The organism is Mycobacterium sp. 852002-51152_SCH6134967, assembly GCF_001667105.1.
Lineage (GTDB): Bacteria > Actinomycetota > Actinomycetes > Mycobacteriales > Mycobacteriaceae > Mycobacterium > Mycobacterium neumannii_A.
On sequence record NZ_LZIK01000068.1, the window covers coordinates 319,198 to 344,826 of the forward strand.

The 25,629-nt window shown below is 67.0% G+C and carries 25 protein-coding genes and 1 pseudogene; 9 read left to right on the forward strand and 17 right to left on the reverse strand.

What is annotated here, in order from left to right; translation table 11 throughout:
- Positions 1 to 30: 30 nt before the first annotated feature.
- From rplW to A5790_RS22710, 5 genes are all read right to left on the reverse strand, one after another.
- Positions 31 to 333, reverse strand: coding sequence for a 50S ribosomal protein L23 (rplW, locus tag A5790_RS22690; protein WP_064400118.1), 303 nt, complete (start codon positions 331 to 333; stop codon positions 31 to 33).
- Positions 333 to 1,001, reverse strand: coding sequence for a 50S ribosomal protein L4 (gene rplD / locus A5790_RS22695; protein ID WP_066849489.1), 669 nt, complete (start codon positions 999 to 1,001; stop codon positions 333 to 335). Before rplD ends, rplW begins: the two co-directional genes overlap by 1 nt.
- Positions 1,001 to 1,675 (reverse strand): 50S ribosomal protein L3, encoded by a 675-nt coding sequence (gene rplC, locus A5790_RS22700; RefSeq protein ID WP_064400120.1) that lies wholly within the window; start codon positions 1,673 to 1,675, stop codon positions 1,001 to 1,003. Before rplC ends, rplD begins: the two co-directional genes overlap by 1 nt.
- Before the next feature lie 13 nt (positions 1,676 to 1,688).
- Positions 1,689 to 1,994 (reverse strand): 30S ribosomal protein S10, encoded by a 306-nt coding sequence (gene rpsJ, locus A5790_RS22705; RefSeq protein ID WP_003883485.1) that lies wholly within the window; start codon positions 1,992 to 1,994, stop codon positions 1,689 to 1,691.
- 383 nt (positions 1,995 to 2,377) lie between these two features.
- Entirely contained in the window at positions 2,378 to 4,030 is a 1,653-nt protein-coding gene (locus A5790_RS22710; RefSeq protein ID WP_082961852.1) for a carboxylesterase family protein, read from the reverse strand.
- Positions 4,031 to 4,070: 40 nt separating this feature from the next.
- Between A5790_RS22710 and A5790_RS22715 the strand changes: the two genes are divergently transcribed.
- Positions 4,071 to 5,321: a cytochrome P450 gene (locus A5790_RS22715; RefSeq protein WP_066849495.1), complete on the forward strand. Its 1,251-nt coding sequence runs from the start codon at positions 4,071 to 4,073 to the stop codon at positions 5,319 to 5,321.
- Positions 5,322 to 5,422: 101 nt separating this feature from the next.
- Entirely contained in the window at positions 5,423 to 6,685 is a 1,263-nt protein-coding gene (locus A5790_RS22720) for a cytochrome P450 (RefSeq protein ID WP_066849498.1), read from the forward strand.
- Here the strand turns inward: A5790_RS22720 and A5790_RS22725 are convergent.
- Positions 6,651 to 7,304, reverse strand: a complete 654-nt coding sequence (locus A5790_RS22725; protein WP_066849501.1) for a TetR/AcrR family transcriptional regulator — start codon at positions 7,302 to 7,304, stop codon at positions 6,651 to 6,653. The two genes, A5790_RS22720 and A5790_RS22725, sit on opposite strands and share 35 nt — an antisense overlap.
- Positions 7,305 to 7,394: 90 nt before the next feature.
- Between A5790_RS22725 and A5790_RS22730 the strand changes: the two genes are divergently transcribed.
- Positions 7,395 to 9,044 (forward strand): MFS transporter, encoded by a 1,650-nt coding sequence (locus A5790_RS22730; protein ID WP_066849504.1) that lies wholly within the window; start codon positions 7,395 to 7,397, stop codon positions 9,042 to 9,044.
- Here the strand turns inward: A5790_RS22730 and mftG are convergent.
- The 7 genes from mftG to mftA all read right to left on the reverse strand — a co-directional run bounded on the left by mftG (position 8,967) and on the right by mftA (position 15,540).
- Entirely contained in the window at positions 8,967 to 10,421 is a 1,455-nt protein-coding gene (gene mftG / locus A5790_RS22735; protein WP_231987870.1) for a mycofactocin system GMC family oxidoreductase MftG, read from the reverse strand. The genes A5790_RS22730 and mftG overlap by 78 nt on opposite strands.
- 14 nt (positions 10,422 to 10,435) lie before the next feature.
- A complete protein-coding gene (gene mftF / locus A5790_RS22740; RefSeq protein WP_066849507.1) occupies positions 10,436 to 11,848 on the reverse strand; it encodes a mycofactocin biosynthesis glycosyltransferase MftF in 1,413 nt (470 codons plus the stop codon).
- Positions 11,845 to 12,588, reverse strand: coding sequence for a mycofactocin biosynthesis peptidyl-dipeptidase MftE (gene mftE, locus A5790_RS22745; protein WP_066849510.1), 744 nt, complete (start codon positions 12,586 to 12,588; stop codon positions 11,845 to 11,847). Before mftE ends, mftF begins: the two co-directional genes overlap by 4 nt.
- Before the next feature lie 132 nt (positions 12,589 to 12,720).
- Positions 12,721 to 13,911, reverse strand: a complete 1,191-nt coding sequence (gene mftD, locus A5790_RS22750) for a pre-mycofactocin synthase MftD (RefSeq protein WP_066849512.1) — start codon at positions 13,909 to 13,911, stop codon at positions 12,721 to 12,723.
- Between the two features lie 2 nt (positions 13,912 to 13,913).
- On the reverse strand, positions 13,914 to 15,149 hold the full coding sequence (gene mftC, locus A5790_RS22755) for a mycofactocin radical SAM maturase (protein ID WP_066849515.1): 1,236 nt from the start codon (positions 15,147 to 15,149) through the stop codon (positions 13,914 to 13,916).
- Entirely contained in the window at positions 15,146 to 15,463 is a 318-nt protein-coding gene (gene mftB, locus A5790_RS22760) for a mycofactocin biosynthesis chaperone MftB (protein WP_066849518.1), read from the reverse strand. Before mftB ends, mftC begins: the two co-directional genes overlap by 4 nt.
- Positions 15,448 to 15,540 (reverse strand): mycofactocin precursor MftA, encoded by a 93-nt coding sequence (gene mftA / locus A5790_RS25595; protein WP_067090967.1) that lies wholly within the window; start codon positions 15,538 to 15,540, stop codon positions 15,448 to 15,450. The genes mftB and mftA overlap by 16 nt, the downstream gene beginning before the upstream one ends.
- Before the next feature lie 104 nt (positions 15,541 to 15,644).
- Here mftA and mftR point away from each other — a divergent pair, with 104 nt between their 5' ends.
- The 4 genes and pseudogenes from mftR (at position 15,645) to A5790_RS22785 (ending at position 19,840) form a co-directional block, all read left to right on the forward strand.
- Positions 15,645 to 16,244 carry a mycofactocin system transcriptional regulator gene (gene mftR / locus A5790_RS22770; protein ID WP_066849523.1) on the forward strand — a complete coding sequence of 200 codons (600 nt, stop codon included), beginning with the start codon at positions 15,645 to 15,647 and terminating at the stop codon, positions 16,242 to 16,244.
- A 57-nt stretch (positions 16,245 to 16,301) separates the two neighbouring features.
- Entirely contained in the window at positions 16,302 to 17,960 is a 1,659-nt protein-coding gene (locus A5790_RS22775) for an NAD-dependent malic enzyme (RefSeq protein WP_066849526.1), read from the forward strand.
- Between the two features lie 79 nt (positions 17,961 to 18,039).
- Positions 18,040 to 18,563 (forward strand): annotated as a pseudogene (locus tag A5790_RS22780) (RNA polymerase sigma factor).
- Positions 18,560 to 19,840 (forward strand): VOC family protein, encoded by a 1,281-nt coding sequence (locus A5790_RS22785; RefSeq protein WP_066849529.1) that lies wholly within the window; start codon positions 18,560 to 18,562, stop codon positions 19,838 to 19,840. Before A5790_RS22780 ends, A5790_RS22785 begins: the two are co-directional and overlap by 4 nt.
- 55 nt (positions 19,841 to 19,895) lie before the next feature.
- Here A5790_RS22785 and A5790_RS22790 read toward each other — a convergent pair whose 3' ends face one another.
- Together A5790_RS22790 and A5790_RS22795 are read right to left on the reverse strand one after the other, a co-directional pair.
- A complete protein-coding gene (locus A5790_RS22790) occupies positions 19,896 to 21,071 on the reverse strand; it encodes an NAD(P)/FAD-dependent oxidoreductase (RefSeq protein WP_066849532.1) in 1,176 nt (391 codons plus the stop codon).
- Positions 21,072 to 21,128: 57 nt separating this feature from the next.
- Positions 21,129 to 21,575, reverse strand: a complete 447-nt coding sequence (locus A5790_RS22795) for an Lrp/AsnC family transcriptional regulator (RefSeq protein WP_066849838.1) — start codon at positions 21,573 to 21,575, stop codon at positions 21,129 to 21,131.
- A gap of 113 nt (positions 21,576 to 21,688) precedes the next feature.
- Between A5790_RS22795 and ddaH the strand changes: the two genes are divergently transcribed.
- On the forward strand, positions 21,689 to 22,540 hold the full coding sequence (gene ddaH / locus A5790_RS22800) for a dimethylargininase (RefSeq protein ID WP_066849535.1): 852 nt from the start codon (positions 21,689 to 21,691) through the stop codon (positions 22,538 to 22,540).
- On the forward strand, positions 22,513 to 23,748 hold the full coding sequence (gene rocD, locus A5790_RS22805; RefSeq protein WP_082961853.1) for an ornithine--oxo-acid transaminase: 1,236 nt from the start codon (positions 22,513 to 22,515) through the stop codon (positions 23,746 to 23,748). The genes ddaH and rocD overlap by 28 nt, the downstream gene beginning before the upstream one ends.
- 2 nt (positions 23,749 to 23,750) lie before the next feature.
- On the opposite strand, the gene A5790_RS22810 is transcribed toward rocD, so the two are convergent.
- Positions 23,751 to 24,581: a mycofactocin-coupled SDR family oxidoreductase gene (locus A5790_RS22810; RefSeq protein WP_066849841.1), complete on the reverse strand. Its 831-nt coding sequence runs from the start codon at positions 24,579 to 24,581 to the stop codon at positions 23,751 to 23,753.
- 186 nt (positions 24,582 to 24,767) lie between these two features.
- Positions 24,768 to 25,604 carry an SHOCT domain-containing protein gene (locus tag A5790_RS22815; RefSeq protein WP_066849540.1) on the reverse strand — a complete coding sequence of 279 codons (837 nt, stop codon included), beginning with the start codon at positions 25,602 to 25,604 and terminating at the stop codon, positions 24,768 to 24,770.
- Positions 25,605 to 25,629 lie beyond the last annotated feature (25 nt).

Consider the following 25,629-nt stretch of genomic DNA (forward strand, 5'->3'; position numbering starts at 1 on the left):
AGGTCTTCCTCCGTCGCCGGCTTGACGAAATCAAGCCGGTGCTCCGAACAGGTCGATGGGCTTGCTACCCGCGGCCAGCGTGACGATGGCGCGCTTGGTGCTCTTGCGCTTCCCGTATCCGGTGCGGGTGCGCTTGCGCTTGCCCTGCCGGTTGGCGGTGTTCACCGAGTCGACCTTGACGCCGAAGATCTTCTCGATCGCGATCTTGATCTGCGTCTTGTTCGAGTCGGGGTGCACGATGAACGTGTAGACGTTGTCCTCGATCAGCCCGTACGACTTCTCGGAGATGACCGGCGACAGGATGATGTCGCGGGGGTCAGTGACGGTCGCCATCAGGCCGACACCTCCTCTTTCGCAGTCTGGTTGGCGCTGATGTAGGCGTTGAGCGCCTCCACGCTGAAGATCACATCGTCAGCGTTCAGCACGTCGTACGTGTTGAGCTGGTCGGGCGAGATCACGTGCACGCCCGGGAGATTGCGCACGCTCTTGGCGCTGACCTCGTCGGCGCGGCCGATCACCACGAGCACCTTGTTCTTCTCGAGCTTGCGGTCGCCGACGAGCGTGGCCAAAAACGTCTTGGCGCTCTTGGTCGACGGCGTCTGGCCCGCGACGATTTCGGTGACCGCATGGATCCGGTCGTTGCGTGCCCGGTCGGACAGCGCACCGCGCAGCGCGGCCCGGATCATCTTCTTCGGGGTCCGCTCGCTGTAATCGCGCGGCTTGGGGCCGTGCACGATGCCTCCGCCGGTGAACTGCGGCGCCCGGATCGAGCCCTGGCGCGCGCGGCCGGTGCCCTTCTGCCGGTACGGCTTCTTGCCGCCGCCGCGGACTTCCCCGCGCGACTTGGTGGAGTGCGTGCCCTGCCGCGCCGCGGCCAGCTGCGCGGTGACCACCTGGTGCATCAACGCGATGTTCACCTCGACGTCGAACAGCTCGGCGGGCAGCTCGACGGAGCCGTCTTTCGCCCCAGCCGGGGTGTGGACATCAACTTTGAGAGCCATTACTCGCTCCTCTTGATTGCGCTGCGGACCATCACGAGCCCGCCGTTACGGCCGGGGATTGCGCCCTTGATCAACAGCACGCCGTTCTCGGCATCGACCTTGTGCACCACCAGGTTCAGCGTCGTCACGCGGTCGTTGCCCATGCGGCCCGACATGCGCGTGCCCTTGAACACGCGGCCGGGCGTAGCGCAACCACCGATCGAACCGGGGCGGCGGTGCACGGCCTGTGCACCGTGGCTGGCGCCCTGACCGCGAAAACCGTGCCGCTTCATCGTGCCTGCGAAACCCTTGCCCTTGCTGGTGCCGGTGACGTCGACGTAGTTGCCGTCGGCGAAGATCTCGGCGGTCAGCTCCTGGCCCACCTCGTATTCGGCGGCGGCGGACTCGTCATCGAGCCGCAGCTCAGCCAGATGCCGGCGCGGGTTGACCCCGGCGGCCGAATACTGGCCCGTGACAGGCTTATTGACCTTGCGCGGGCTGATCTCGCCGTAGGCCAACTGCACCGCGCTGTAGCCGTCGCGCTCCGGCGTACGGATACGCGTCACCACATTGGGCCCGGCCTTGACGACCGTCACCGGCACGACCCGGTTGTTCTCGTCGAACACCTGCGTCATGCCCAGTTTGGTGCCCAGAATGCCTCGCCGCGGGGCGGCGGATTTATTACCGCTAGCCATGTTCTGGTCTCTCCTACTGGATGTTGACGTCGACGCTGGCCGGCAGATCGATGCGCATCAAGGCGTCAACGGTCTTCGGCGTGGGGTCGAGGATGTCGATCAGCCGCTTGTGAGTACGCATCTCGAAGTGCTCCCGCGAGTCCTTGTACTTGTGCGGGGACCGGATGACGCAGTACACGTTCTTCTCAGTCGGCAGCGGCACAGGACCAACCACGCTGGCGCCGGTTCTGGTGACCGTTTCCACGATCTTGCGCGCCGAGGCGTCGATCGCCTCGTGGTCGTAGGCCTTGAGCCTGATGCGGATCTTCTGTCCCGCCACGCTTCTCCTACCTCACTCATACTGGGCCCGAAATCGGGCCGCCCTCACCGGCGCAATCACGCTGCATGCCGCCGCTGTTCTTCTGTCTGTGGTCCACCGGCCCCCGCGGTCGGGTGTGTCGCCCGCACACGCACTCGTCCGCTCGAAAATCTTCGCGATCGAGATTGGCACCGGATGCGCCCGGTTGGGCGCCGGTCGTATGCCCCGGCCACGCGGTCCGAACAGGCACCGTCCCGGCTCAAGGCAACCCGAACAGTATGCCCTAGAAAACGGCACGCTCCAAATCCCTGGCCACGGGATACCCGCTGGCCCTGGCGCCGGGCCCGTAGGGCCACCGTACCCGTGACTGCAGCGGTGCCGTCGAGTCCGCGTCCGGTCCGGGATCAGCTTCCCAGGCCGGCCCAGAACGCGCACTGGTGTTTCTGCTCGAAATCGGTGATGACGCGGCTGCCATCCGGTTCCAGCCACATCCGCTCACCCGCGGGCCCGCTGGTCAGCTCCGGCCAACCGGGTCCTGGTGAGCCGGCCGCGACGAACCGCGCCCAGTAGTCGACCATCTCCTCGGACAACCGCTGTTGGGCAAGGTCCAGCGGTGGTGCGCCGCCGACGTCGAACAGGTAGCGAAGCTCCAGGGAATGCGCCGCCCCGACCGGGAACGGCGCCTCGAGCAGGGGTTCGGGTGCCGGCGCGTCGCGGTCCCCGAATTCGTAGGCGTAGACGGGCTGGTCGGAAAGGGCGTCGGCCATCCGGTCGGCCACGCAGGCGTATTCGGCCGCCGTCACCGCCGCCGAATACGCCAGCGCGACGTTCCCGCCGTACCGTTCGGGCGGATACCGCGCCGCCACGGCGGACCCGTGGGGTCCGAACGCCTCGGCCAGCAGTCCGGAGTAGTTCGCGGCGTCGAATGTCCTCCCGCGCAACGCCTGCAGCGCCGCGAACAGCGTGTGTTCGTCTTGCGTGGTGCCGATCATCACCGGCACCCGGGCGGCCTCACCGCTGGTGATCGCGGCGAACGACTTCTCGGGTAGCGCCTCGGTGCCCGCCACCGGACCGCTCAGGCGTTCGGTCCCGAACCGGGCGTACGTCAGCGGGGCCGCCAACCGATCGGCGGGCAGCGACCGTAGGCAGTCCGCGGCGACGCGGGGATCGGCGCATCCGACATCGGCTGCGTATGCGGTGCTGGCCTCCTGGGCGGCCGGCAGGTCGTACTGCGCCTGACATGGCGCGCTCTGGATGATCGCCGCGCTGAACAAGCCCCGGGACCCGGGGGCGACGAGGTGGTCGCACACCGCCATCCCGCCCGCCGATTCGCCGGCGATCGTGACCCGGTCCGGATCTCCGCCGAACCCGGCGATGTTGTCGCGGACCCATCGCAGCGCGGCTTGCTGGTCGGCGAGGCCGTAGTTGCCGACGTCGCCGCCGGAACCCCATGCGGGATGAGCGAGGAAGCCCAGCGCCCCGAGGCGATAGTTGATAGTGACGACGACGACGCCGCGACCGGCCAACCGCCGCGCCGGGTAGATGTCGCCGCTGCCGTTCAGGAAGCTGCCACCGTGGACCCACACCATCACCGGCCGCGGTTCGTCCGACGGCGGCGGCGTCCAGACGTTGAGGGTCAGGCAATCCTCGCTGGGCGGGCGTCGATCGACGTCGGAGCTGGTGTCCTGGATGCAGCGCGCACCGGGGCGAGTCGCATCCCGGAATCCCGCCCACGACTCGACCGGCGCGGGCGACTGCCAGCGTAACGCACCGAGAGGCGGTGCGGCGTAAGGGATTCCAGCAAAGTACCGATGATCGTCGGCGACGGTCCCGCGGACCGCTCCCGCGGCGGTTCGCACCACCCCGGGGTCGTCGGGCATCTTCACCGCGGCGGTCTGGCCCTCGGCGCAACCGGAGACCGCGGCGGCCAGCAGTACGAGCGCCGCCGCCACGCGACAGACACCGCGCCGGACAGGTCGGCCGCGCCTTCCACTCGCCACCTCGCGAGCGTACTGACGCGTCGTGGTCCCCCCGCAGGACCATCGCTTAGAGTGCATACTTGACAGCTGTCAAGAATGACCCTGAGCGAGGGAACCTATGAGCACGCCGATCATCGCAGACGCCGCCAAGGTGCTGGCCGATCCGAAGGCCTACACCAACGAGTCGGGCCTGCACGCCGCATTGACCCACCTGCGCGAGAACGCCCCGGTGTCCTACGTCGACGTGCCCGATTATCGGCCGTTCTGGGCCGTCACCAAGCACGCCGACATCATGGCGATCGAGCGCGACAACGAGCTCTGGATCAATGCGCCGCGCCCGATGCTGGTCACGGCCGCCACCGACGATCTGTCGCAGGCCAACCTCGCCGCCGGTGGCGGGCTGCGCACTCTGATCCATATGGACGACCCCCTGCACCGCGACATCCGCAAGATCGGGGCGGACTGGTTCCGGCCCAAGGCGATGCGCGCGTTGAAGGCCCGCGTCGACGAGCTGGCCAAGATCTATGTGGACAAGATGGTCGAAAAGGGTCCCGAATGCGACTTCGTCCAAGAGGTCGCCGTGAACTTCCCGCTTTACGTGATCCTGTCACTGCTCGGGCTGCCCGAATCCGACTTCGGCCGCATGCTCAAGCTCACCCAGGAGATGTTCGGCGGCGACGACGACGAGTTCACCCGTGGCAAGAGCGCGCAGGAACTGCACGAGGTCATCACCGACTTCTTCCGCTACTTCACCGCGCTGACCGCTGAACGCCGGGCCAACCCCACCGACGACCTGGCCTCGGCGATCGCCAATGCCAAGATCGACGGCGAATATCTCAACGACGTCGACTGCCTGTCCTATTACGTCATCGTCGCCAGCGCAGGCCACGACACCACGAGCGCGGCGATCTCGGGTGGTCTGTTGGCGCTGATCGAGAACCAGGACCAGCTCGCCCGGCTGAAAGCCCACCCGGAGCTGATGGGCACCGCGGTCGAGGAGATGATCCGCTGGACCATTCCGGTCAAGGAGTTCATGCGCACCGCCACGGCCGATACCGAGGTGCGCGGTGTACCGATCAAGCAGGGCGAATCGGTGCTGCTGTCCTATGTTTCGGCCAACCGCGACGAGGACATCTTCGACGAGCCCTTCCGCTTTGACGTCGGGCGTGACCCCAACAAGCACCTGTCATTCGGTTACGGCGTGCACTTCTGTCTCGGCGCCGCTCTGGCACGCATGGAGATCAACAGCTTCTTCACCGAGCTGGTACCACGGCTGGATTCGATCGAGTTGGCCGGCGACCCGAAGTTCATCGCGACGATCTTCGTCGGTGGGCTCAAACACCTGCCGATCAGATACTCGCTGCGCTGAAGACGAACCCGTCGGCGTGGTGGGAGCCACCTCGCGGCGCGAAGTGGTGTCGGTCACATAGACTGTGCTTGACACCCGTCAAGTCTTTCCCGAGGAGCTTCATGAGCACGCCGACGATGGACCAGAGATCACAGGAAGCCGCGAAGGTCTTCGCCGATCCCAAGGCGTATGCCGACGACGATCGGCTGCACGCCGCCTTTGCTCATCTGCGGGCCCACAACCCGGTGCCCTATGTGGACCACCCACCGTACCGGCCCTTCTACGCGATCACCAAGCACGCCGACATCATGGCGATCGAACGCGACAACAACCTGTGGCTGAGCGAGCCGCGGCCACTGCTTGCGACCGCCGAAGCCGACGACCTGGCAAGGGCACAGTTGGAAGCGGGCATGGGACTGAGAACGCTGATCCACATGGACGACCCGCATCATCGCGATGTCCGCAAGATCGGCGCGGATTGGTTCCGCCCCAAGGCGATGCGCGAATTGAAGGTTCGGGTGGACGAACTGGCCAAGCGCTACGTCGACAAGATGCGCGACATCGGCCCCGAATGCGACTTCGTCGAGGACATCGCGGTGCATTACCCGCTCTATGTGATCCTTTCGCTGCTCGGACTGCCCGAGGAGGACTTCCCGCGCATGCTCAAGCTCACCCAGGAGATCTTCGGCGGTGACGACGAGGAGTATCAGCGCGGGACCACCCCCGAGGAGAAACTGCAGACGGTGGTCGAATTCTTCGCCTACTTCGGCGAACTGACCGCTTCACGACGGGCGAACCCGACCAATGATCTCGCATCGGCGATCGCCAACGGAACCATCAACGGTGAGCCGCTGAGCGAGGTCGACACCGCGTCGTACTACGTCATCGTGGCCACCGCAGGCCACGACACCACCAAGGACGCGATCTCCGGCGGTCTTCGCGCGCTGATCGACAACCCCGACCAACTCGCGCGACTTCAGGCACAACCGGAATTGATGGGCACCGCGGTCGAGGAGATGATCCGCTGGACCACCCCGGTCAAGGAGTTCATGCGGACCGCCGCCGAAGACACCGAGGTCCGTGGCGTACCGATCGCCAAGGGTGAATCCGTTTATCTCGCTTACGCATCCGCGAACCGCGACGAAGATATCTTCGACGAACCGTTCAAATTCGATGTCGGCCGCGATCCCAACAAGCATCTCTCGTTCGGCTACGGCGTGCACTTCTGTCTCGGTGCCGCGTTGGCGCGCATGGAGATGAACAGCCTGTTCACCGAACTGCTGCCGAGGCTGGACTCGATCGAGCTGGCCGGGGAACCCGAACTAGCCGCGACAGTGTTCGTCGGAGGGCTCAAGCATCTTCCGATTCGCTACTCGCTGAGGTGATCTCGCTCGGCTTCTTCGCGTGGGTGGCCAAATATCCGTCGACGGAGGCCTCCGCGCACGCACGGTAGTCGAAGTCGGCCACCGTCGACAGCTTCCCGAGAATCAACGGGCCGATGAGAAGTGCGATCGTCTGGATCCGGTCCACCTCGTCGAGTTCCTCGGCCGCCTGAGCGCCGTCGAGGATCGCGTCGAAGGGCGCCGAATACAGCGCGATGATGCGTGACCTCAGGGTCCCCACGGCATCCGAATCCGACTGCTGCACCTCGGAGTACGTCCCCACATCGGGACCGGATGCCATCCATGTCATGGCGGTGATCATTGCGGACGCCTCGGCGATTGACTCCGCCCATCCCACGACGACCGCAATCAATCGGTCGCGCAGGCTGCCCTCGGCGGGCGGCATCGGCGCCGGATTGAGCAGGCTCAAGAACGCCGCCGCCATCAGGTCGTTGGCGCTCGGAAAGTGGCGATACAGCGTGGCGCGCGCGACGTTGGCGGTTCTCGTGACCGCGTCGATGGTGACCGCACTCGGGCCGCCTGCCCGCAGCAGCGTCGTAGCCGCCTCGAGCAGGCGGGCACGGGACCGGGCCGGCCTCGGGTCGGTACTCGCCCCGCTCATCGTTTAACCCACTTCCTCGCCGGGAACAAGACTATCGGTCTCATACCGAGACTGTTAGTCTCGAAAATCTACTGCGGAAGAGAGCGACGTATGGTCGACACCCTCAGCCGGTCTGACCAGGATATCGGCGCGAGCGTCGCAGACCTGTCCTCCCGTGCGCGCGTCTGGCTACTCACCGTCGCCTGCATGGGCGTCGCGCTGGTGATCAGCTCGATGGTCGCCCTCAACGCCGCCCTGCCCGACATCGCGGTGGAAACCACGGCCACCCAGGCCCAGCTGACGTGGGTGGTCGACGGTTACACCCTGGTGCTGGCGTGTCTGTTGCTGCCCGCCGGCGCGATCGGCGACCGGTACGGCCGCCGCGGTGCTCTGCTCGCGGGTCTCGGTATCTTCACACTCGCCTCGGCGGCGCCGTTGATCTTCGACGGCCCACTCGCATTGATCATCGCCCGCGCCGTGGCCGGTGTGGGCGCGGCGTTCGTCATGCCCGCCACCCTGTCGCTGTTGACGGCCGCATACCCGAAAGCGGAGCGCAACAAGGCCGTCGGCATCTGGGCGGGCGTCGCGGGCTCGAGTGCGGTGGTCGGCTTTCTGGGATCCGGTGTGCTACTCCACTTCTGGTCGTGGCAGTCGATCTTCTGGGCGTTCACGCTCTCCGGTGCGGGCCTGTTCGGGCTCGCCTGCACGGTGGCCTCGTCTCGCGACCAGCAAGCCACACCGCTCGACTGGCCAGGAGCGGTACTGATCGGCGGAGCCGTCGCGGTGTTCGTCTACGGCGTGCTCGAGGCGCCCGCCCACGGCTGGACACATCCCCTCGTATACGGGTGCATGGCTGCCGGCGTTGTCATGGCGGCCGTCTTCGCGGTGTGGGAACTGCGCAGCGCGCACCCACTGCTCGACGTCCGGCTGTTCGCCAAGGCCGACTTCACCACCGGTGCCATCGTGGTGACGTTCTTCTTCCTCGCGAACTTCGGGTTCTTCTTCGTCTCGATGCAATACATGCAGCTGTTGCTCGGCTACACCCCCCTGCAGACGGCTTTCGCATTGGCGCCGCTGGTTGCCCCTCTTCTGGTCCTCAGCCTTGCAACACCGTGGTATCTGCCACGACTGGGTCTGCGGATCGTCCTTTCCACCGGCCTGGCGCTGATTGCGGGCGGGCTGTTCTACATGCAAACGCTCGAAGTGAACTCGCCTTACCTGGACCTCGCGCTGCCGCTACTCGTCATGTCGACTGGCATCGGTTTGTGTACGGCGCCAGCGACTTCGGCGATCATGGGTGCGGTGCCGGACGAGAAGCAGGGCGTCGCGTCGGCGGTCAACGACTCCACCCGCGAGATCGGCGCCGCACTGGGCATCGCGGTGGCGGGCTCGGTGCTCGCCGCCCAGTACGGCGATAGCCTTGCGCCCCATTTGCGCGGCCTACCCGAATCGCTCCGCACGGCCGCGTCGAACTCGCTGGCCGAGGCGCTCGAGGTGGCCGCACGGCTGGGCCCACAGGGTGCCGACCTGTCACAGGCCGCGCAACTGGCGTTCATGGACGCCATGCACATCTCCCTGATCGCCCTCGGGGGCCTTTGCGCGGTTGCCGCGGTGTTCATCGCACTGTGGGCACCTGGCCGAGACGGAAGGCAGTTACGCTTCATCGAGAGGATCGTCTCGCGGTCAGACGATGAACTCGGCCGCTCGGTGCCCGACCATGACGATGGTGGCGTGCGGGCCGCGACTGGGGATCACCGGTAGCACCGACCCGTCGACGACCCAGAGCCCCTCTACCCCGCGCACCCGGCACCGCGGGTCCACCACCGCGACGTCGTCATCATCGTCACCCATCGGCGCAGTCCCCGAGAGATGCTGCGACGTCGACCATGATGCCGGCCCGACCTCGGCTGCGCCGACGAGTTCGCGGGACAACGCGACCCCGGCGCGCAGCTTCTCGACGTCGTCGGGCTCGCTGTCGTAGCGGTGCTCGATGACCGGAGGCACATCGGGGTCGGCGCTCACCACCCTGACGGCCCCTCGTGACTTCGGCCGCATCAACGTCACCCCGATATGGGGATGGTCGCCGGGATCGTCGCGCCGGCCGCTCACCATAGCTCCGAAACCGGCTGTGTACGGCCTGATTTCGAGCCAGTCGTCGGTGGTGAGCACGGCCTCGAGGGGTGGGAGTCCGTGTGTTTCCGTCCAGTTCACCGGCAGCACCCACTCGGGGTGGTCCGACATCACCACTCCCACCGGCAGATTCGCCGCCACCGGTATTCCCAGCCGCTCGAGGGTTTCGGGTTGGCCGATGCCCGAGAGCATCAGAAGGTGTGCCGACCCGATTGCTCCGGCGCACAGCACTATCCGGTCCGCCTCGAGATAAGTGGCACCGTCCTGGCTTGCACACTCCACGCCGACCGCGTGCCCGGCGGTGATGCGGATGCGGTGCACCCGGGTATTGGTGAGCAAGGTGAGGTTCGCACGGTCCAAAGCCGGTTGCAGGAAGGCCCCACCGGGACCCATGCGGGCACCCTGGTGGATGTTCAGCGGCACCGCGCCCACTCCGGCCCCCACCGGCGCCTCGACGGTCGAACCGTTCAGATCGACTACCCACGGATGCCCGGCTTCGGTGGCCGCCGCCACAAATGATGCTGTGCAGCCGTCGAATTCGGCAACACGCTGAATTCGTATCGGCCCTTCCGAGCCGTGTATAGCATTGTCGAAGTCGAGGTCGGTTTCGATGGCCCGGAAGTGCGGGAGCACATCCGACCATGCCCAGCCGGGCAGGCGCCAGTCGTCGAAATCCGACGGAAGCCCACGGCAGAAGTAGCCGCCGTTGACGGCGCCCGATCCTCCGACCACCTCGCCGCGCATGAGCATCGCATGACGCAGCGGATCGACGGTCAACGTTGTCGGGTAGCGCCGCACCACTGAACTCGCGGCGCCGATCGGCAGCCGCAGTCCGTCATTGATCTGCGCCGAGACCCGAGGGTCGGACGGCCCGGGACCCGATTCGACGACGGTGACGGTGCATGCCGGGTCGGCGGAGAGCCGCTCGGCCAGAACGGATCCGGCGCTGCCGGCACCGACGATCAGGACGTTACTGCGGACGCGAGGAGCAATAAAGATACTGCGCACGCGGCAGAGTCGTCTCAGGTCCGGATCTGGGGTTTGAGCGCACCGAGATGACGCTCACGGACAACACCCGTCCACAGACCTGCCCCGTAGGCGATGTCGTCGAGGCGCTTGAGGGCGATATAGGTGAGCAGGCCGACCCGCTGGGTGTCGTCTTCGGTGTTTCGGCTCCGGGTCAACCAGTCGACGACCCCTTCAACCACCGCGGCCACGAGCACGACCTGCCGGCATCGTCGGGACAAGACCGCCGCGACGAGCGCGACCGGCCAGTAGTGCCGGCAGATCGCCGACGCCAGCTGCATCGCTGCGGACCACAGTCCGTGTGCGGCCACGACCGCGACGTCTTTGGGTTCGGGCTCCACACTCGACAGGGACTTGGCGATGCGCCTGCCGGTGATGGTTGCGACGACGATCGAGGCCAGATATCCGATCGACGAACCCATCGCCATCAGCATCCAGGCCACCAACGTCCAGCCCGAGATCACCAGCGGAGCGGTCTTACCGGGATGACGCACCGACAGCGGTGCGGCGGCCTCGCCGTAGAAAGACCTGCGCGAGAACCACTCTCGCAGTTGGGTCCGATGGTCGTGCGCCACCAGCGCGATGGGCTCGTAGCGTAGACGCGCACCGGATTCGATGAGTCGCCAGCACAGATCGACATCCTCACCTGAGGTCAGCGTCTCGTCGAAGCCGCCGACCTCCCCCAGCATGGCCCGCCGGCCGATGATCGCGGCACTGGGTACATAGGACACCGTGCCGTAGGGCATGACCGGGGCCTCCCGCAGACCCAGGTCCAACGAGGAGCGCACCGCTTCGTAGCGGGCGACCACATTGTCCGGCTCGCGGAGGCCGACGATGCGCGGTGCGACCAGGGCCACGGCGGGGTCGCAGAAGTGGCCCAGCAGCGCCTCCAGCCAGCCGCGCCGTGGTACGACGTCGCTGTCCAGGAAAGCCACGAAGTCGGTCGTGCACGCGGCCAGACCGGTGTTGCGGGCGGCCGCGGGTCCGCGGCTGCGCTCGTGTCGCACCACCTGTACCCCGGCGTGGACGTCGGCGAAGTCGGACGCCTCGAGTGGTGTCTCAGAGCCGTCGTCGACGACCACCGCCCGCAGACCGCGCACGGCGGTGAGCAGTCGGCGGACGCCAGAAGCGTTGTCGCGCACCGGTATCACGACCGTCACGTCCCGGTGCGACGGGCCGCTGGCGGGACGGGGGTGCGCGACCGTCGCGTCGAGCAGGGTCCGGGCCAACTGGGCGCTGACGGCGTCGTGCACTTCGAGTCGGCCGGCGTTGAGCATGGTCTGCGCCGCCGGCGCCAAACGAAGGAGGCGGGTCGGGGAGCCGCCGAGTAGGGCCGACCCGTCGCCGAGCACCTTCACCCGGCGGTCCACCTGCACGGCAAAACCGTCGGGCAGTCGCGGTCCCGTCATGTCAGCTTCCCGTCGCGGTCGGGCGCCCAGCGCGTGATCCGCCGAAGGCATGTTTGGACCATATCGGGAAAAATGCGGGCGCCGTCCTCCACGGTCGCGGTGGTGGGATCGCCGAGCACACCGACCTCACTGACCGCGGCCACTCCGCCCCGCCGCAGTTCGGGGATCAACTCGCGAAGGGGCGCCATGTTGCCGGGCACCCGCTCGTCGATACGGACGTCCTGCGGCGAAATATGTAGCAATACAGACGTTTCGGTATGGCCCGCGTGCGCGTCGGCACCCGCCACCGTGCACGAGCACCATCCCGCCTCCCGGCCTTCGTAGCGCAGCAAAGCGGTCGCGGCGGCCAGCGCTTCGACGTTGCCGCCATGGCCGTTGACGAAGACCAGCCGTGACGCCCACCGGGATGCCGACCGGCCGTACTCCACCAGCAACAGCCTCAGCGCGGATGTCCCGATTGAAACGGTGCCGCTGAACTCCTCGTGCTCGCCGCTCGCGCCGTAGCCGATGGCGGGGGCGACCATCCAGTTCACGCCGTCGGTGTCGGCGAGCCGGTCAGCAACCGCCCCACAAACGGCCGTCGCGATGCGGGTGTCGGTGTCCAGCGGGAGATGAGGGCCGTGCTGCTCGGTGGATCCGACGGGCACGAGGAGGGCTGACGGCTTGCTCTGCAGCTGCTTCGACGTCGCATTCGCGAGCAAGCTGACAGACGGCACCCGCCGATGGTAGGCCGAATTCACCTGTCGTGCGCCAATTGTTGAAGCATGCGCAGCAATTGATTCACCGAATTTCTCGCCGCCGGCGCCGGCGTCGCCCCCCCAGTCCCCTGCGCCCCGCCTGTACCAGCATGTTCCCGACCGCAGGGTTCGCCGTCAGGTGGCCGAACCTCCGGGCACGCCGAGCTCCCGGATGAACCCGGGAGGGACCAGGACGTCGTCGGGTCCAAGATCATGTACCGAGGCGCGACCCAGCCCCATCAATGCAGAATCGATGCCTCCCCGCAGGACGTCGAGCACGTTCTCGACACCGGCCTGCCCGTTGGCCGCCAGACCCCACAGGTATGCCCGCCCGATCATGACCGCGCGGGCACCGAGCGCGACCGCCTTCACCACGTCGCTGCCTCGCCGGATGCCTCCGTCGAGCACCACCTCGATGTCGTCACCGACCGCCTCGACGATCGGCGGCAGGGCGCGAATCGAGGCCGGCGTCCCGTCCAGGTTGTTACCGCCGTGATTGGACACCGAGATCGCTGAAACACCGGCATCCACAGCACGTTTCGCGTCGTCGACACGCATCACGCCCTTGAGCATGAAAGGACCGCCCCACAGCTCGCGTAGCCAGGCGATGTCCTCCCAGGTCGGCGGCGGGGTGCCCATCCACTCGCCGTACGCGGCGAAGAACGGCGGTCCCTCCTCGCCTCGCGCGGCCTGATTGGGAACCCGCAGGTTCGGCGGCCGCAGGGTCTTACCCCACTGCCACATCCAGCGCGGTTTGGTCAGCCCCGTCGGGAGCATGCGCACGGTGGTGCGCAGGTCCATCTGCTCGGGGATCTTCGGGCTGCCCCAGTCGCGGCCGTGCGAGAAGCTCCAGTCCGTGGTGACGATCAGACCGACCGCACCCGCCTGCCGCGCGCGCTCGACCCGGGCGGCGATCGCATCCCGCCCGCCCAGCCAGTACACCTGGAAGAAGAGCTTGGGGTTGGCCGCGATCACGTCTTCGATCGGCTTGCTGGCGAACGACGACAGGCCCATCGCGGTGCCGCGCGCGGCGGCCGCGCGTGCGACCGCGACCTCGCCGTCCGGGTGGACCGCCTGCACACCTGTCGGCGAGATCAGCACCGGCAGCGAAATCTCCTGTCCCATCACGGTGGTCGCGAGATCGCGCTTCTCCGTCGCACCGACGACATGCGGCGCGAAGCCCAACTCGGCGAACGCCTCGACGTTGTCGGAGACCGTCACGCCCTTCTCGCTGGCGGCGACGAGCGCCGAGTACACCGGCTTGGGAAGCCGGCGCCTCGCACGCTCGTGAGCGGCGGCGACCGTTTCGAACCAGGTGTCGGCCATGATCACACCGGACTTTCGTTGCAGAGCCTCTTGGGAGGCGCCCCGGCGCCGACATCGGGCCGGGGAGGCGCCCCGGCGCCGACATCGGGCCGGGGAGGCGTCGTGAGCAGCTTCAGCATCACCGGACCCGATCGCGAGTGGTCGACGCTGGACTTCGGCTTGACCCGTTCTTGAGCCAGGGCGGGAGCGCCGTAGCCCTCCACGCACTCGGGGTCCGGGCCGTCCATCGGCAGCCCGGTGAAGAACTTGGCGGCCATGCACCCGCCGCGGCAGCTGTCATAGTGCCCGCAACTGCCGCACGCACCGGCCGACTGCGGTTCGCGCAGCTCACGAAAGAGCGGCGCGTTCTGCCAGACATTCCGAAAACCGCCGTCGGACAGGATGTTTCCGGCGTGGAACCGGTCGTGAATGGCGAACGGGCACGCGTAGACGTCGCCGACGGGATCGATCAGACACACGACGCGGCCCGCCCCGCACAGGTTCAGCCCGGCGAGCGCGCCGGGTTCACCCAACCCGGCGAGGTGGAAGAACGAGTCGCCGGTGAGCACCCGGTCACCCTTGGCGACCAGCCAGCTGTAGAGCTGGACCTGCTGGTCGGCGGTGGGGTGCAGGTCGTCCCAGACATCGGCGCCCCGACCCGACGGCCGCAGCCGTGTGATCCGCAGCGTTGCGCCGTATTGCGCTGCGAGAGCGGCGAAGTCGTCGAGCTGGTCGACGTTGTGGCGGGTCACGACCACCGAGATCTTGGCGTCCTTGAAACCGGCGTCGGCCAGGTTCTGCAGGGCCCTGGTCGCCATCGCGAAGGACCCCGCCCCGCGGACGGCGTCGTTGATCTCCGCGGTCGCACCGTCGAGGGAGATCTGCACGTCGACGTAGTCGCTGGCGGCCAGCCGGGTCGCGACCTCGGGAGTGATGCGCACACCGTTGGTGGAGAACTTCACCCCGACGTGGTGGGCGGTGGCGTAGTCGACGAGCTCCCAGAAGTCCGAACGCACGGTCGGCTCGCCGCCGCCGATATTGACGTAGAAAACCTGCATGCGCTCGAGCTCGTCGATGATGTCCTTGCACTGCGCAGTGCTCAGCTCGCGCGGGTCGCGCTTGCCCGACGACGACAGGCAGTGCACGCACGCGAGGTTGCAGGCGTAGGTCAGTTCCCAGGTCAGGCAGATCGGGGCGTCGAGTCCGTGCTCGAACTGCTCGACCAGCTTGGGCACACGTACGGCTTCGGTCGATGTCATTGCGGCACCAGCATTTTCGATCGAGCAAGCACGCCGAGTGCCTGCAGGTACGGCGCCTGCTGCGCGTCGTCGATACCGACGGCACGGCAGGCGGATCGGACGTCGGGATGGTCGGACAAGGTGTTGACGACGTCGACGATGGTCCGGTTCTTCAGAAACGACAGCTTGCGCGTCCCGAAGTGGTAGAGCAGCGCCCCGAACGGCTCCGGCCGCACCGCCACCTGGTGGTGCAGCCGCCAGCCGAGCTCCGGGTCGAATGCGACGCCTTCCTCGGGCACCGCCGACGACGAGGTCACGATCAGTAGACCCCGCACATCCCGTCGATCGACACCTCTTCGACGAGCGTCTCGGTAACCAGCTCGTCGTTCTCCACCTGCTGCTTCGGTTCCATCTGGCCCTCCATGGCTGTGCCTTTCAATATCACCGGTTCTCGACAACTGTGATCGAGGTCGCAATAATATGGCATCGAGTGCCTAAATGGAAAGGGGACCCCCTATGGGGCCGGACCAGCACCGGGTGGGCCGCCGGCGCTCGACGACGTGGGACCACATCAGCAACGTGGCCATCGACCTCTTTGCCAAAAAAGGGTTCGACGACGTCAGCGTGGACGACATCGCCGAAGCCGCGGGAATCGCGCGGCGCACGCTGTTCCGCTACTACCCGTCCAAGAACGCCCTGCCCTGGGGCGATTTCGACGCTCATCTGGCCCACATGCGAAACCTGCTGGCCGATCTCGATCCCGAGGTGCCCATCGGCGAGGCGCTGCGCACCGCGTTGCTGGCGTTCAACAGCTTCGATGCCGCCGAGACGGCGCGCCACCGGATGCGCATGCGGGTGATCCTGGAGACCGCCGCGCTGCAGGCCTACTCGATGACCATGTACGCCGGCTGGCGCGGCGTGGTCGCCGAGTTCGTCGCCAAACGCCTCGACGCCACCGCAGGCGACCTGATACCGCAGACGGTGGCGTGGACGATGCTCGGCGTAGCGCTCTCGGCGTACGAACACTGGCTGGCCGACGAGAAGGTTTCGCTGGCTCAGGCGCTCGGTGCGGCGTTCGACACCGTCGCCGACGGGCTGTGGGCACTCGATCGCTGAATCACCTCGGCGCACTCGGCCACCGCGATAGCTTGGGGCGGTCGCGAAAGGACGCCGATGGCCGAGCACAGCGCCGAGCACAAGACGGGCCACGATCTGCTCTACGACTCTCTGTGGACGAAGGGTACGGCTTTCAGCCACGCAGAACGCCGCCGATTCGGGCTGCTGGGACTGCTTCCTTCGGCCGAGAAGAGCCTCGAGCAGCAGACCGAACATTCATGGCGCGAGTTCAGCAGGCGCCGCGAGCCGCTGGACAGGCACATCTATCTTCGAAACCTGCAGGACCGCAACGAGACACTGTTCTACCGGGTGCTGCGCGACCATATCGCCGAAACCATGCCGATCGTCTACACACCGACCGTCGGCGAGGCCTGCCAGCGCTTCAGCGAGATCTACCGGCGCCCGCGCGGGCTGTTCGTCTCCTACCCCGACCGCGAGTTCCTGCGCGAGATGCTGCGCAACCGCCCGCGACGGGAGGTCGACGTCATCGTCGTCACCGACGGCCAGCGCATTTTGGGCCTGGGCGATCAGGGCATCGGCGGCATGGGTATTCCCATCGGAAAGCTCTCGCTGTACACGCTGATCGGCGGCATCGACCCGGCCCGCACGCTGCCCGTGCTGCTGGACGTGGGTACCGACAACGTCGAGCTGCTCGAGGACCCGCAGTACCTCGGCTGGCGGCACCGCCGCATCGGTGACGACGAGTATTACTCGTTCATCGACGATTTCGTCACCACGGTGCGCGACGAGCTGCCCGACGTCCTTCTGCAGTGGGAGGACTTCGCCACCGCGCACGCGCTGCCGATCCTGCAGCGCTATCGCGACAAGCTGCTCACTTTCAACGACGACATTCAAGGCACCGCCGCGGTGACCTTGGGCGCGCTGCACGGGGCGGCCCAGGTGGTGGGGCGCCCGCTGTCACAGCAGCAGGTGGTGATGTTGGGCGCCGGCTCGGCAGGCATCGGGGTGCTCGAGATGGTGCACCGTCAGATGGTCAGCGAGGGCCTGTCGGCTCAGCAGGCGTCGACACAGATCTGGGTGGTCGACATCAACGGTCTGCTCACCGACGACCGCACCGACCTGTCCCCCGGCCAGCGGGCGTTCGCCCAACCCGCCGGGCGGGTGGCGAGCTGGAGCTTGTCCGGGCCGGCTCAGCTCGCCGACGTCATCCATCACGTCGATGCCGGCGTATTGCTCGGATTGTCAACCGCCACAGGGGCATTCACTGAGCACATCGTGCGAAAGATGGCCGCCAAGGTTGATCGCCCGATCATCTTCCCGCTGTCGAACCCGACCAGCCGGGCCGAGGCCCACCCAGCCGAACTGGACACCTGGACCGGCGGACGCGCGTTGGTGGCGACGGGTTCGCCGTTCGCGCCGCTGGAACGCGACGGGGTGCAGCGGCCGATCGCCCAATGCAACAACGCCTACATCTTCCCCGCGATGGGCCTGGCCGTCACCGCGGCGCAGGCGACACGGGTGACCGACGAGATGATGCGGGCCGCGGCCGCGGCGCTCGGCGACGCGTCTCCCGCCGTCGTCGATGCCGGGGCATCGTTGCTGCCCGCGTGGTCGGACATCCCCGATGTGGCCATACGCATTGCGCAGGCGGTCGCAACCCAAGCCGTCGCCGACGGCGTCGCACCCACCCGCAATCCCGACGAGCTGGCGCAGCGGATCACCGACGTGCGGTGGACTCCCGAATACCGGGGCTGACCCTGCAACCCTGTCCGCCAGCGCAAAAAAGTTCCGCAGGAACCGTCGGAGTTCGGCGCGCAACGGCGACGATATGGGTGTGAGCGCCGAACCGAATGGCACCGACGCTCCACGGGAGCTGCTCGCGCTGTACGACGAATCCTTGCCGGTGGTGTACGGATACTTCGTCCGACGCTGTGGTGACCGTGGAGCCGCCGAAGACCTGACGTCGGAAACCTTTCTGGCGGCCATGGACGCCGCGAGAAAAACCGCTCCACCACCGATGACCGTGCCGTGGTTGCTCGGGGTGGCGCGCCACAAGTTGGCCGACCACTACCGGCGCCGCCACGACCGGTTCACCACGCCGGTCGCCGAACTGCCCGACCTGTCGAGCCGCCCGACGACTGGGACGCCGAACTTGACCGCATCGTCGCCGAGAGCGTGCTCGCCAAGCTACCCGAGCAGCACCGCACGGTTCTGGCACTGCGCTACATGGACGACTGCTCGGTGCCCGAATGCGCCGAGCTCATCGGCCGCACGGTGCACGCGACAGAGGCGCTGCTGGTGCGGGCCCGCAAGGCGTTTCGCGCTCACTACCCGGAACCGGAAGGGAGGCAGTCGTGAACAACAGCCACGATCCGCTGGCCGTGCTGCGCGGCGACGAACTTCCGGTCGCCCCCGACCCGGCTTTCGCCGCCGGGCTGCGCGCCCGACTGGAGTCGGCGCTTTCTCTACCGAATCGAACCGAGGAGGTCGTCATGAGTGGAACCGATACCGCCATCGCCGAACTGTCCGAGCCGACCGTCGCGCCGACGGTCCCCCGGTCGGCGGCACTTCCGTATCTGACGGTCCGCAATGCTCGCGATGCGATCGCGTGGTACGTCGACGCGTTCGACGCCACGGTGGTCGGTGAACCCTTCGAGATGGACGACGGCCGCATCGGCCACGCCGAGTTGGCGATCGGCGACGGCGTGCTCTACCTCGCCGACGAGTATCCCGAGATCGGGCTGAGAGCTCCTGCAAGGCAGTCTGTTTCGGTGAGCTTGATGCTGCGTGTCGCCGATACGGACGCGGCGCTCGAACGGGCTCGCAGGCACGGCGCCGAGGTGCAGCGCGAGCCGTACGAGAATTACGGCGCGCGCAGCGCAGCGATCGTCGATCCGTTCGGCCACCGCTGGATGCTCACCGGGCCCGTGACGGCTGCGGCCGTCCCGATCCAGCACGGTGACGTCGGCTACGTGTCGGTGTGGGTGCCAGACGCCGAGGCGGCCGCGCGGTTCTACGGTCATGTGCTCGGCTGGACCTATGACCCCGCGGCCCACCAGGTGACCAACACCGACCAGCGGATCGGCATCTTCAGCGTCGACAGGCCGCAGGGCATGCTCTGCTGCTACGCGGTCACCGACATCGACGGTGCACGGCAGTCGATCATCGACGGCGGCGGCACCGTGGGCCGGACTCAGGAGTTCGACTTCGGTACCGTCATCGACGCCACCGACCCCAGCGGGATGGCGTTCGCGGTCTTCCGGCCGGCTCCGGGCACACCGCGTCCAGCCCTCAACGGCACTGGGCCGGGAGAACTTTCATACATCACCTATCAGGTTCCGGACTCGAGCGCATTCAAGGCGTTCTACAGCAGGGTGCTGTTCTGGACGTTCGAGCCCGGGCGCATCGACGACGGTTGGGGGGTGCGCGAGACGCATCCGATGTCCGGTGTCGCCGGCGGCAACTCCGAGGCGGTGACCGTGCCGATGTGGACGGTCGACGACATCGATGCCGCGGTGGCGCGCGTGCGGGAGGCCGGCGGCACCGTCATCGACGAGCCGTCGCAGCAGTCCTACGGGAAGTCCGCGCTGTGCACCGACGATCAGGGCACCCGCTTCTACCTCGGCGAGCACTAGGGGTGATTTCGGTGCGCTACCTATCGATCAGCGATTGGTAGCGCACCCAATCCACTCAGCCGAGCAGGTCGGCGATGGGCGCGCGCGCCGCGATCTTGGCGCGCGCCTTCATCACCTTGCCCGGCATTCCGCCGCCCACGACTCCGGCGACCACGCCGTCACGCTCGTAGTAGGCGAGGAACTTGCGACCGTCGTCCTCGACGACGTGGACGACGTCTTCGGCCTCCGGTTCGCCGAGGCATTGGATCTTGACGTCATACTGGTCGCTCCAGAAGTAAGGCACCGAGACCGCGGTCGGCGGTTCCTGCCCGAGCATCGTCGGCACCAGGACGCGGGCCTGGTCGGCGACGTTGCTCCAATGCTCAACGCGCACTTGGTGGCCGAGGTTGTGTCGCCATGACGCGACGTCGCCGATCGCCCAGACATGCGGCGCGCTGGCGCGGCCGTGGTCGTCGCAGACCACCCCGTTGTCGAGCTTGAGGCCGCTGCCTTCGAGCCAGTCGGTCGACGGGCGCGATCCGATGCCGACGACCACCAGATCGGCTTCGAGTTCGGTGCCGTCGCTGAGCACCACCGTCTCGACTCGATCCGAGCCCCGCACTTCCGAAACGCCGACGCCGCACCGGACATCGACACCCTCGGCGCGGTGCACCCGAGCCACCAACTCACCGATCTGCTCGCCGAGCACCGACGCCAGGGGCGCCGGTTGCGGCTCCACCAGCGCGACCTCGACGCCGAGCTTGCGTAGGCTCGCCGCCACCTCGCAGCCGATGAAGCCGGCTCCGACGACGACGGCGCGACGAGCCGAACCGGCCTCCTGCCGCAGGGCCACGCTCTCGTCGTAGTTGCGCAGCACGTGGATTCCCGCGAGGTCAGGAAAGGACGGAATGCGCTTGGGCACCAGACCCGTAGCGATGATGAGTTCGTCGTAGGGCAGCTCGGTGCCGTCGGCGAGCGTCAACGTCTGGGTGGCCGTGTCGACGGACCGCGCGCCGTTGCCCAGCAGCACGGTGATGTCGTTGTCCTCGTAGAACTCCGCGGGCTTGAGGCTGACGTCGTCGGTCTCGGAGCGCAGCACCTCCTTCGACAGCGGGGGCCGATCGTATGGCAGATGGTCCTCGTCGCTGACGATCGTGACCGGACCGCTGTATTCCGACCGGCGCAACTGTTCGGCGGTGCGGGCGGCCGCGAGTCCGCCGCCGACGATGACGATGCCCGCTGATGTGGTCATGGGCAGTTTCTTACACGACGCCTACGGCCTTTTGTCCGCCACCCCGGGCAATGGTGCTCAGCCGCGATCGCGGTCGATGACGTTGGTCAGCACGACGACGCTCTCGCTGCGCTCGACGTGGGCGGTCGAACGGATGCGCTCCAACGCCTCTTCGAGGTGGCGCATGTCGCGGGTCACAACGTGCAGGATCGCGTCGGCGGTGCCGGTGACGGTGGCTGCGCTGATGACTTCGGGGATGTCGATCCACGCCGCCCGCAATTGCTCTGGGGCAATGGTTCCGTGGCGGAATACCTGCACGTACGCCTCGGTGGTCCAGCCCAGCGCGGCCCGGTCGACAACGGTCGTGAAGCCGCGGATGACGCCGTTGTCGAGCATGCGGTCGACCCGGCGTTTGACCGCGGGCGCGGACAGATTGACCTGCTCCCCGATCTCGGCGTAGGTCGCGCGGGCGTCATCGGTCAGCGCCGCGAGGATCTGCTCGTCGGTCGCGTCGAGGCGGTCCACGGTCACCTCCGCACAATAAATCACTGCTTGGCGTGACTGTACACAACAAATCACTGCCTGACACGCAACAAACAACAATGGATTGCAGCAGTAACCGTCTCTACCGTTGATTCATGACGTCTTTCAGTGTCGCGACGCCCTCGCGGTCGGGTCGCCACCGCAGGCGTGAGGCCCGAGCGCGCCACTACGTCATGACCGCGCCGACACACTTCGCCGTCGAGTACTCGATCAACCCGTGGATGGACATCGAGACGCCCGTCGACACCGCGCTGGCCCTCACCCAGTGGGAGACGTTGAGACGCACGTACCAAGAACTCGGGCACGTCGTCGACCTCGTCGAGCCGGTCGACGGACTGCCCGACATGGTGTACGCCGCCAACGGCGGCCTGGTGGTCGGCGCTACAGCGGTGCTCGCGAATTTCGCCTACCCGCAGCGCGCTGGCGAGGCGGTTGCGTACGGCGATTGGATGGTCGGACATGGATACGAACCCGCACGGACGCGCCACACCAACGAAGGTCAGGGCGACCTTCTCGTCGCCGGTTCGATCCTGTTGGCCGGATACGGATTTCGGACGGATCGACGTGCGCATGGCGAGATCGCGCAGTTGGTCGGGCGACCGACGTACAGCTTCGAGTTGGTCGATCCTCGGTTCTACCACCTCGATACCGCCCTCGCGGTGCTCGACGACACCACGGTGGCGTACTACCCGCCCGCGTTCAGCAACGCCTCGCGGGTGAGCCTGCGAACGCTGTTCCCCGACGCGATCGAGGTGACCAGTTCCGACGCTTATGCCTTCGGCCTCAACGTGGTGTCCGACGGGCGCAACGTCGTGCTACCGGCCGCGGCGACCGGCTTCGCCGCCCAACTGCGCGACGCCGGGTTCAACCCCGTCGGCGTCGACCTCTCCGAACTGCTCAAGGGCGGCGGATCGATCAAATGCTGCACGTTGGAGGTGCATTCGTGACCACGCTGGAAGCGACGGGTGCCGCGAGCGCGATCGACGACCACTGTGTGGCGCATAACTACGACCCGCTACCGGTGGTGGCCGCCAGCGCCGAGGGCGCGTGGATCACCGATGTCCAGGGCCGTCGCTACCTGGACTGTTTGGCCGCTTACTCGGCGGTCAACTTCGGCCACCGCAATCCGGAGATCACCGCTGTCGCACACGCGCAACTGGACACCGTGACGTTGGTCAGCCGCGCGTTCCACTCCGATCGGCTCGCACCCTTCTGTGCGGCACTGGCCGGGCTCTGCGGCAAGAACATGGTGCTGCCGATGAACAGCGGCGCCGAAGCGGTCGAGAGCGGGATCAAGGTGGCCCGCAAATGGGGCACCGACGTCAAGGGCATCCCCGCCAACGCGGCGAATATCGTGGTGGCGCACAACAACTTCCACGGGCGGACCACCACCATCGTCAGTTTCTCCGACGACGAGACGGCCCGGCGCGGCTTCGGCCCGTACACCCCCGGATTCCGCGCCGTGCCGTTCGGTGACACCGACGCCTTCGCCGATGCGATCGACGACAACACCGTCGCCGTGCTGATCGAACCGATCCAGGGTGAGGCGGGAATCATCGTTCCGCCCGACGACTTCCTCCCGCGCCTGCGGTCACTGTGCTCACAGCGCAACGTCCTGTTGATCGCCGATGAGATCCAGTCCGGCCTGGCCCGCACCGGAAAGACGTTCGCCTGCGAGCACTGGGGCGTGGTTCCCGACGTCTACCTACTCGGAAAGGCGCTCGGCGGAGGCGTGATGCCGTTGTCGGCGGTGGTGGCCGACTCCGGCATCCTCGGTGTACTGCATCCCGGCGAGCATGGCTCCACTTTCGGTGGAAATCCGCTGGCCGCCGCGATCGGCTCCACGGTGGTGGCGATGTTGCAGCGTGGCCAGTTCCAGTGCCGCTCAGCCGAACTCGGCGCGCACATGCACCAGAGATTGCAGCAGTTGATCGGCCGGGGTGTCACCGCGGTCCGCGGCAAGGGCCTGTGGGCCGGCGTCGACATCGATCCGGGCTCGGGTACGGCCAAAGATGTCAGCGTGCGCTTGGCGCGCCGCGGCGTCCTCGTCAAGGACACCCATGGTTCGACCCTGCGGTTCGCTCCTCCACTGGTGATCACCGACGACGAGATCGACTGGGCCGTCGACCAGTTCGCGGCCGCTTTAGCGAGCTAGCTTCAGTGCTTCATCGCGCCGCGGTCGACGGCGATCTGGCTGCCCGAAAGCGTTTTCGATCCGTCACCGGCGAGCCACGCGACGACGTCGGCCACTTCCTCGGGTTCCATGAAGCCCTGAAGACCCTTGTTCTCCTCGTCGAGCGGGTTGTACGGCATCGGCGCGAAGCTGTGCAGATAGCTCGGATGCTTGGCGAAGATCGCCATCATCGCGTCCTTCTCGACCATCGGCGTCTCGATGGAGTACGGATGGATCGAGTTCACCCGGATTCCGAACTCGCCGGCCTCGATCGCCAACGAGTTGGTGAGCGCGGTCAGACCGTGCTTGGACGCCGCGTAATGCGCGTTGCCCGGGGTCGCCTTCAGCCCGGCCGATGAACTGACGATGATGACCGATCCGCCGTTACCCGCCGCGATCATCGCGGGCAGCGCCGCCCGGATGGTGCGCCACGTCCCGTTCAGATTGACGTCGATGACGGTGTCCCACTGCTCTTCCGACATCTCCCAGATGCGGCCCCAGCTGAGCACACCCGCGTTGGCGACCAGGATGTCGAGCTTGCCGAACTGTTCGACGCCGTCGGCCACGACCTGCTGCAGCGCGGCCAGGTCCCGGATGTCGACCTCGCGGGCGAGCACTTTGCTGCCCGTCGCTTCCACCGCGCGCACCGTCTCGGCCAGTTCTTCGGAGGTCCCCATCGGGTAGGTGATGGACTCCGATATCGGGGCGCAGATGTCGATCGCGATGATATCGGCGCCTTCGCTGGCCAGTCGGACCGCGTGCGCCCGGCCCTGGCCGCGTGCGGCCCCGGTGATGAAGGCCACTCGGCCTTCCAATGGTCGGTTGATCCCCGTCACCGCTGCTCCTTCCAGGAACCTGCCCCATGCGAGCGACCGTGTCTGTACGCAACACGCCGCCCCGGCGCGGACATTCGCGGTCGCTCGCCGGAGGTGAGAACCCTCCGACAGGCTAACAGCCGAACTGGAACGTGTTCTAGAAGCCCGCGTGACTCCGGACCGAGGCTAGAGGTCGGCGATTATCTGCTGGCGCTTCGCCGAGTACTCGTCCTCGGAGATCGACCCCATCGCGCGCAGCGTCTCGAGTTCCTGCAGGCGCTGCGCGGTCGACGGTTGAGGGGGTGCGATGGAGGCCGTTGCGGACGGTGCGGCAGGAGGAGGCGGCGCCGCGGCGGCTGGCGCCTGGTGAGCGGCAGCCCGGCGCACCACCTCTTGAACCTGTTGGCGCGCAGCCGGATTCGATCGCAGATCGATCATGTTGTTGAGACCGATGTTGTTGGCCTTGAGGATTTGCAGAATCTCCATCAGCGGCTCGGCTTGACCGGTCAGGTCGTATGTCCGGTTGTCCTCGGCGATGGTGAAGGTGGCGGGCATCATCCCGCTGACCAAGCCGCTTCGCTCCCAATCGATCTGATACTCGCTCGTCATCGGGTCGACCAGCGCGACCAGCTTCCGGTTGGTGATCATCGGCAGCCTCGCGATCGAGGCGATCACCCGATCCTGGCTGGCGAACGGCACGATGCCTGGTCCGGCGATCTGTAGGTCCAGCTTCACCAACGGTTGTTCGTTGATCCGCGTTCCGGTTTCGTGAATACCGGTGACTTGGGCAAGCGCCAGCACTCCCGTCTGCTCGAGTTCGGCGGTCCTGGCGGCCGATCGGGCTCCCCCCGCGGTGATCGCCAGCGCGATCAGCACGTCGGCGCCGGTGATCAGCAAGCCCGTCCAGAACATCCACTTCAGCATCGGGTCGCTGCCCGTGGCGAAGTAGATCACCAGGAAGATCGGCCCGACGATCCCGCACAGCAGCACGAAGGCTTGGACCTTGATGTAACGCCACAACATCGCCTGTCACGCTCCCGTCGTTCGC

Coding starts and splice junctions, on each gene's coding strand:
- mftC (WP_066849515.1), bottom strand. CDS start 15,149: ATGACATCGACCGAAGCCGTACGTGTGCCCAAGCTGGTCGAGCAGTTC.
- mftD (WP_066849512.1), bottom strand. CDS start 13,911: ATGGCCGACACCTGGTTCGAAACGGTCGCCGCCGCTCACGAGCGTGCG.
- rocD (WP_082961853.1), top strand. CDS start 22,513: ATGCTGCACGTTGGAGGTGCATTCGTGACCACGCTGGAAGCGACGGGT.
- rplC (WP_064400120.1), bottom strand. CDS start 1,675: ATGGCTAGCGGTAATAAATCCGCCGCCCCGCGGCGAGGCATTCTGGGC.
- A5790_RS22710 (WP_082961852.1), bottom strand. CDS start 4,030: ATGCACTCTAAGCGATGGTCCTGCGGGGGGACCACGACGCGTCAGTAC.
- A5790_RS22815 (WP_066849540.1), bottom strand. CDS start 25,604: ATGTTGTGGCGTTACATCAAGGTCCAAGCCTTCGTGCTGCTGTGCGGG.
- mftF (WP_066849507.1), bottom strand. CDS start 11,848: ATGACGGGACCGCGACTGCCCGACGGTTTTGCCGTGCAGGTGGACCGC.
- mftR (WP_066849523.1), top strand. CDS start 15,645: ATGGGGCCGGACCAGCACCGGGTGGGCCGCCGGCGCTCGACGACGTGG.
- rplW (WP_064400118.1), bottom strand. CDS start 333: ATGGCGACCGTCACTGACCCCCGCGACATCATCCTGTCGCCGGTCATC.
- rplD (WP_066849489.1), bottom strand. CDS start 1,001: ATGGCTCTCAAAGTTGATGTCCACACCCCGGCTGGGGCGAAAGACGGC.
- A5790_RS22720 (WP_066849498.1), top strand. CDS start 5,423: ATGAGCACGCCGACGATGGACCAGAGATCACAGGAAGCCGCGAAGGTC.
- A5790_RS22730 (WP_066849504.1), top strand. CDS start 7,395: ATGGTCGACACCCTCAGCCGGTCTGACCAGGATATCGGCGCGAGCGTC.
- A5790_RS22775 (WP_066849526.1), top strand. CDS start 16,302: ATGGCCGAGCACAGCGCCGAGCACAAGACGGGCCACGATCTGCTCTAC.
- mftA (WP_067090967.1), bottom strand. CDS start 15,540: ATGGAACCGAAGCAGCAGGTGGAGAACGACGAGCTGGTTACCGAGACG.
- A5790_RS22715 (WP_066849495.1), top strand. CDS start 4,071: ATGAGCACGCCGATCATCGCAGACGCCGCCAAGGTGCTGGCCGATCCG.
- ddaH (WP_066849535.1), top strand. CDS start 21,689: ATGACGTCTTTCAGTGTCGCGACGCCCTCGCGGTCGGGTCGCCACCGC.
- A5790_RS22725 (WP_066849501.1), bottom strand. CDS start 7,304: ATGAGCGGGGCGAGTACCGACCCGAGGCCGGCCCGGTCCCGTGCCCGC.
- A5790_RS22790 (WP_066849532.1), bottom strand. CDS start 21,071: ATGACCACATCAGCGGGCATCGTCATCGTCGGCGGCGGACTCGCGGCC.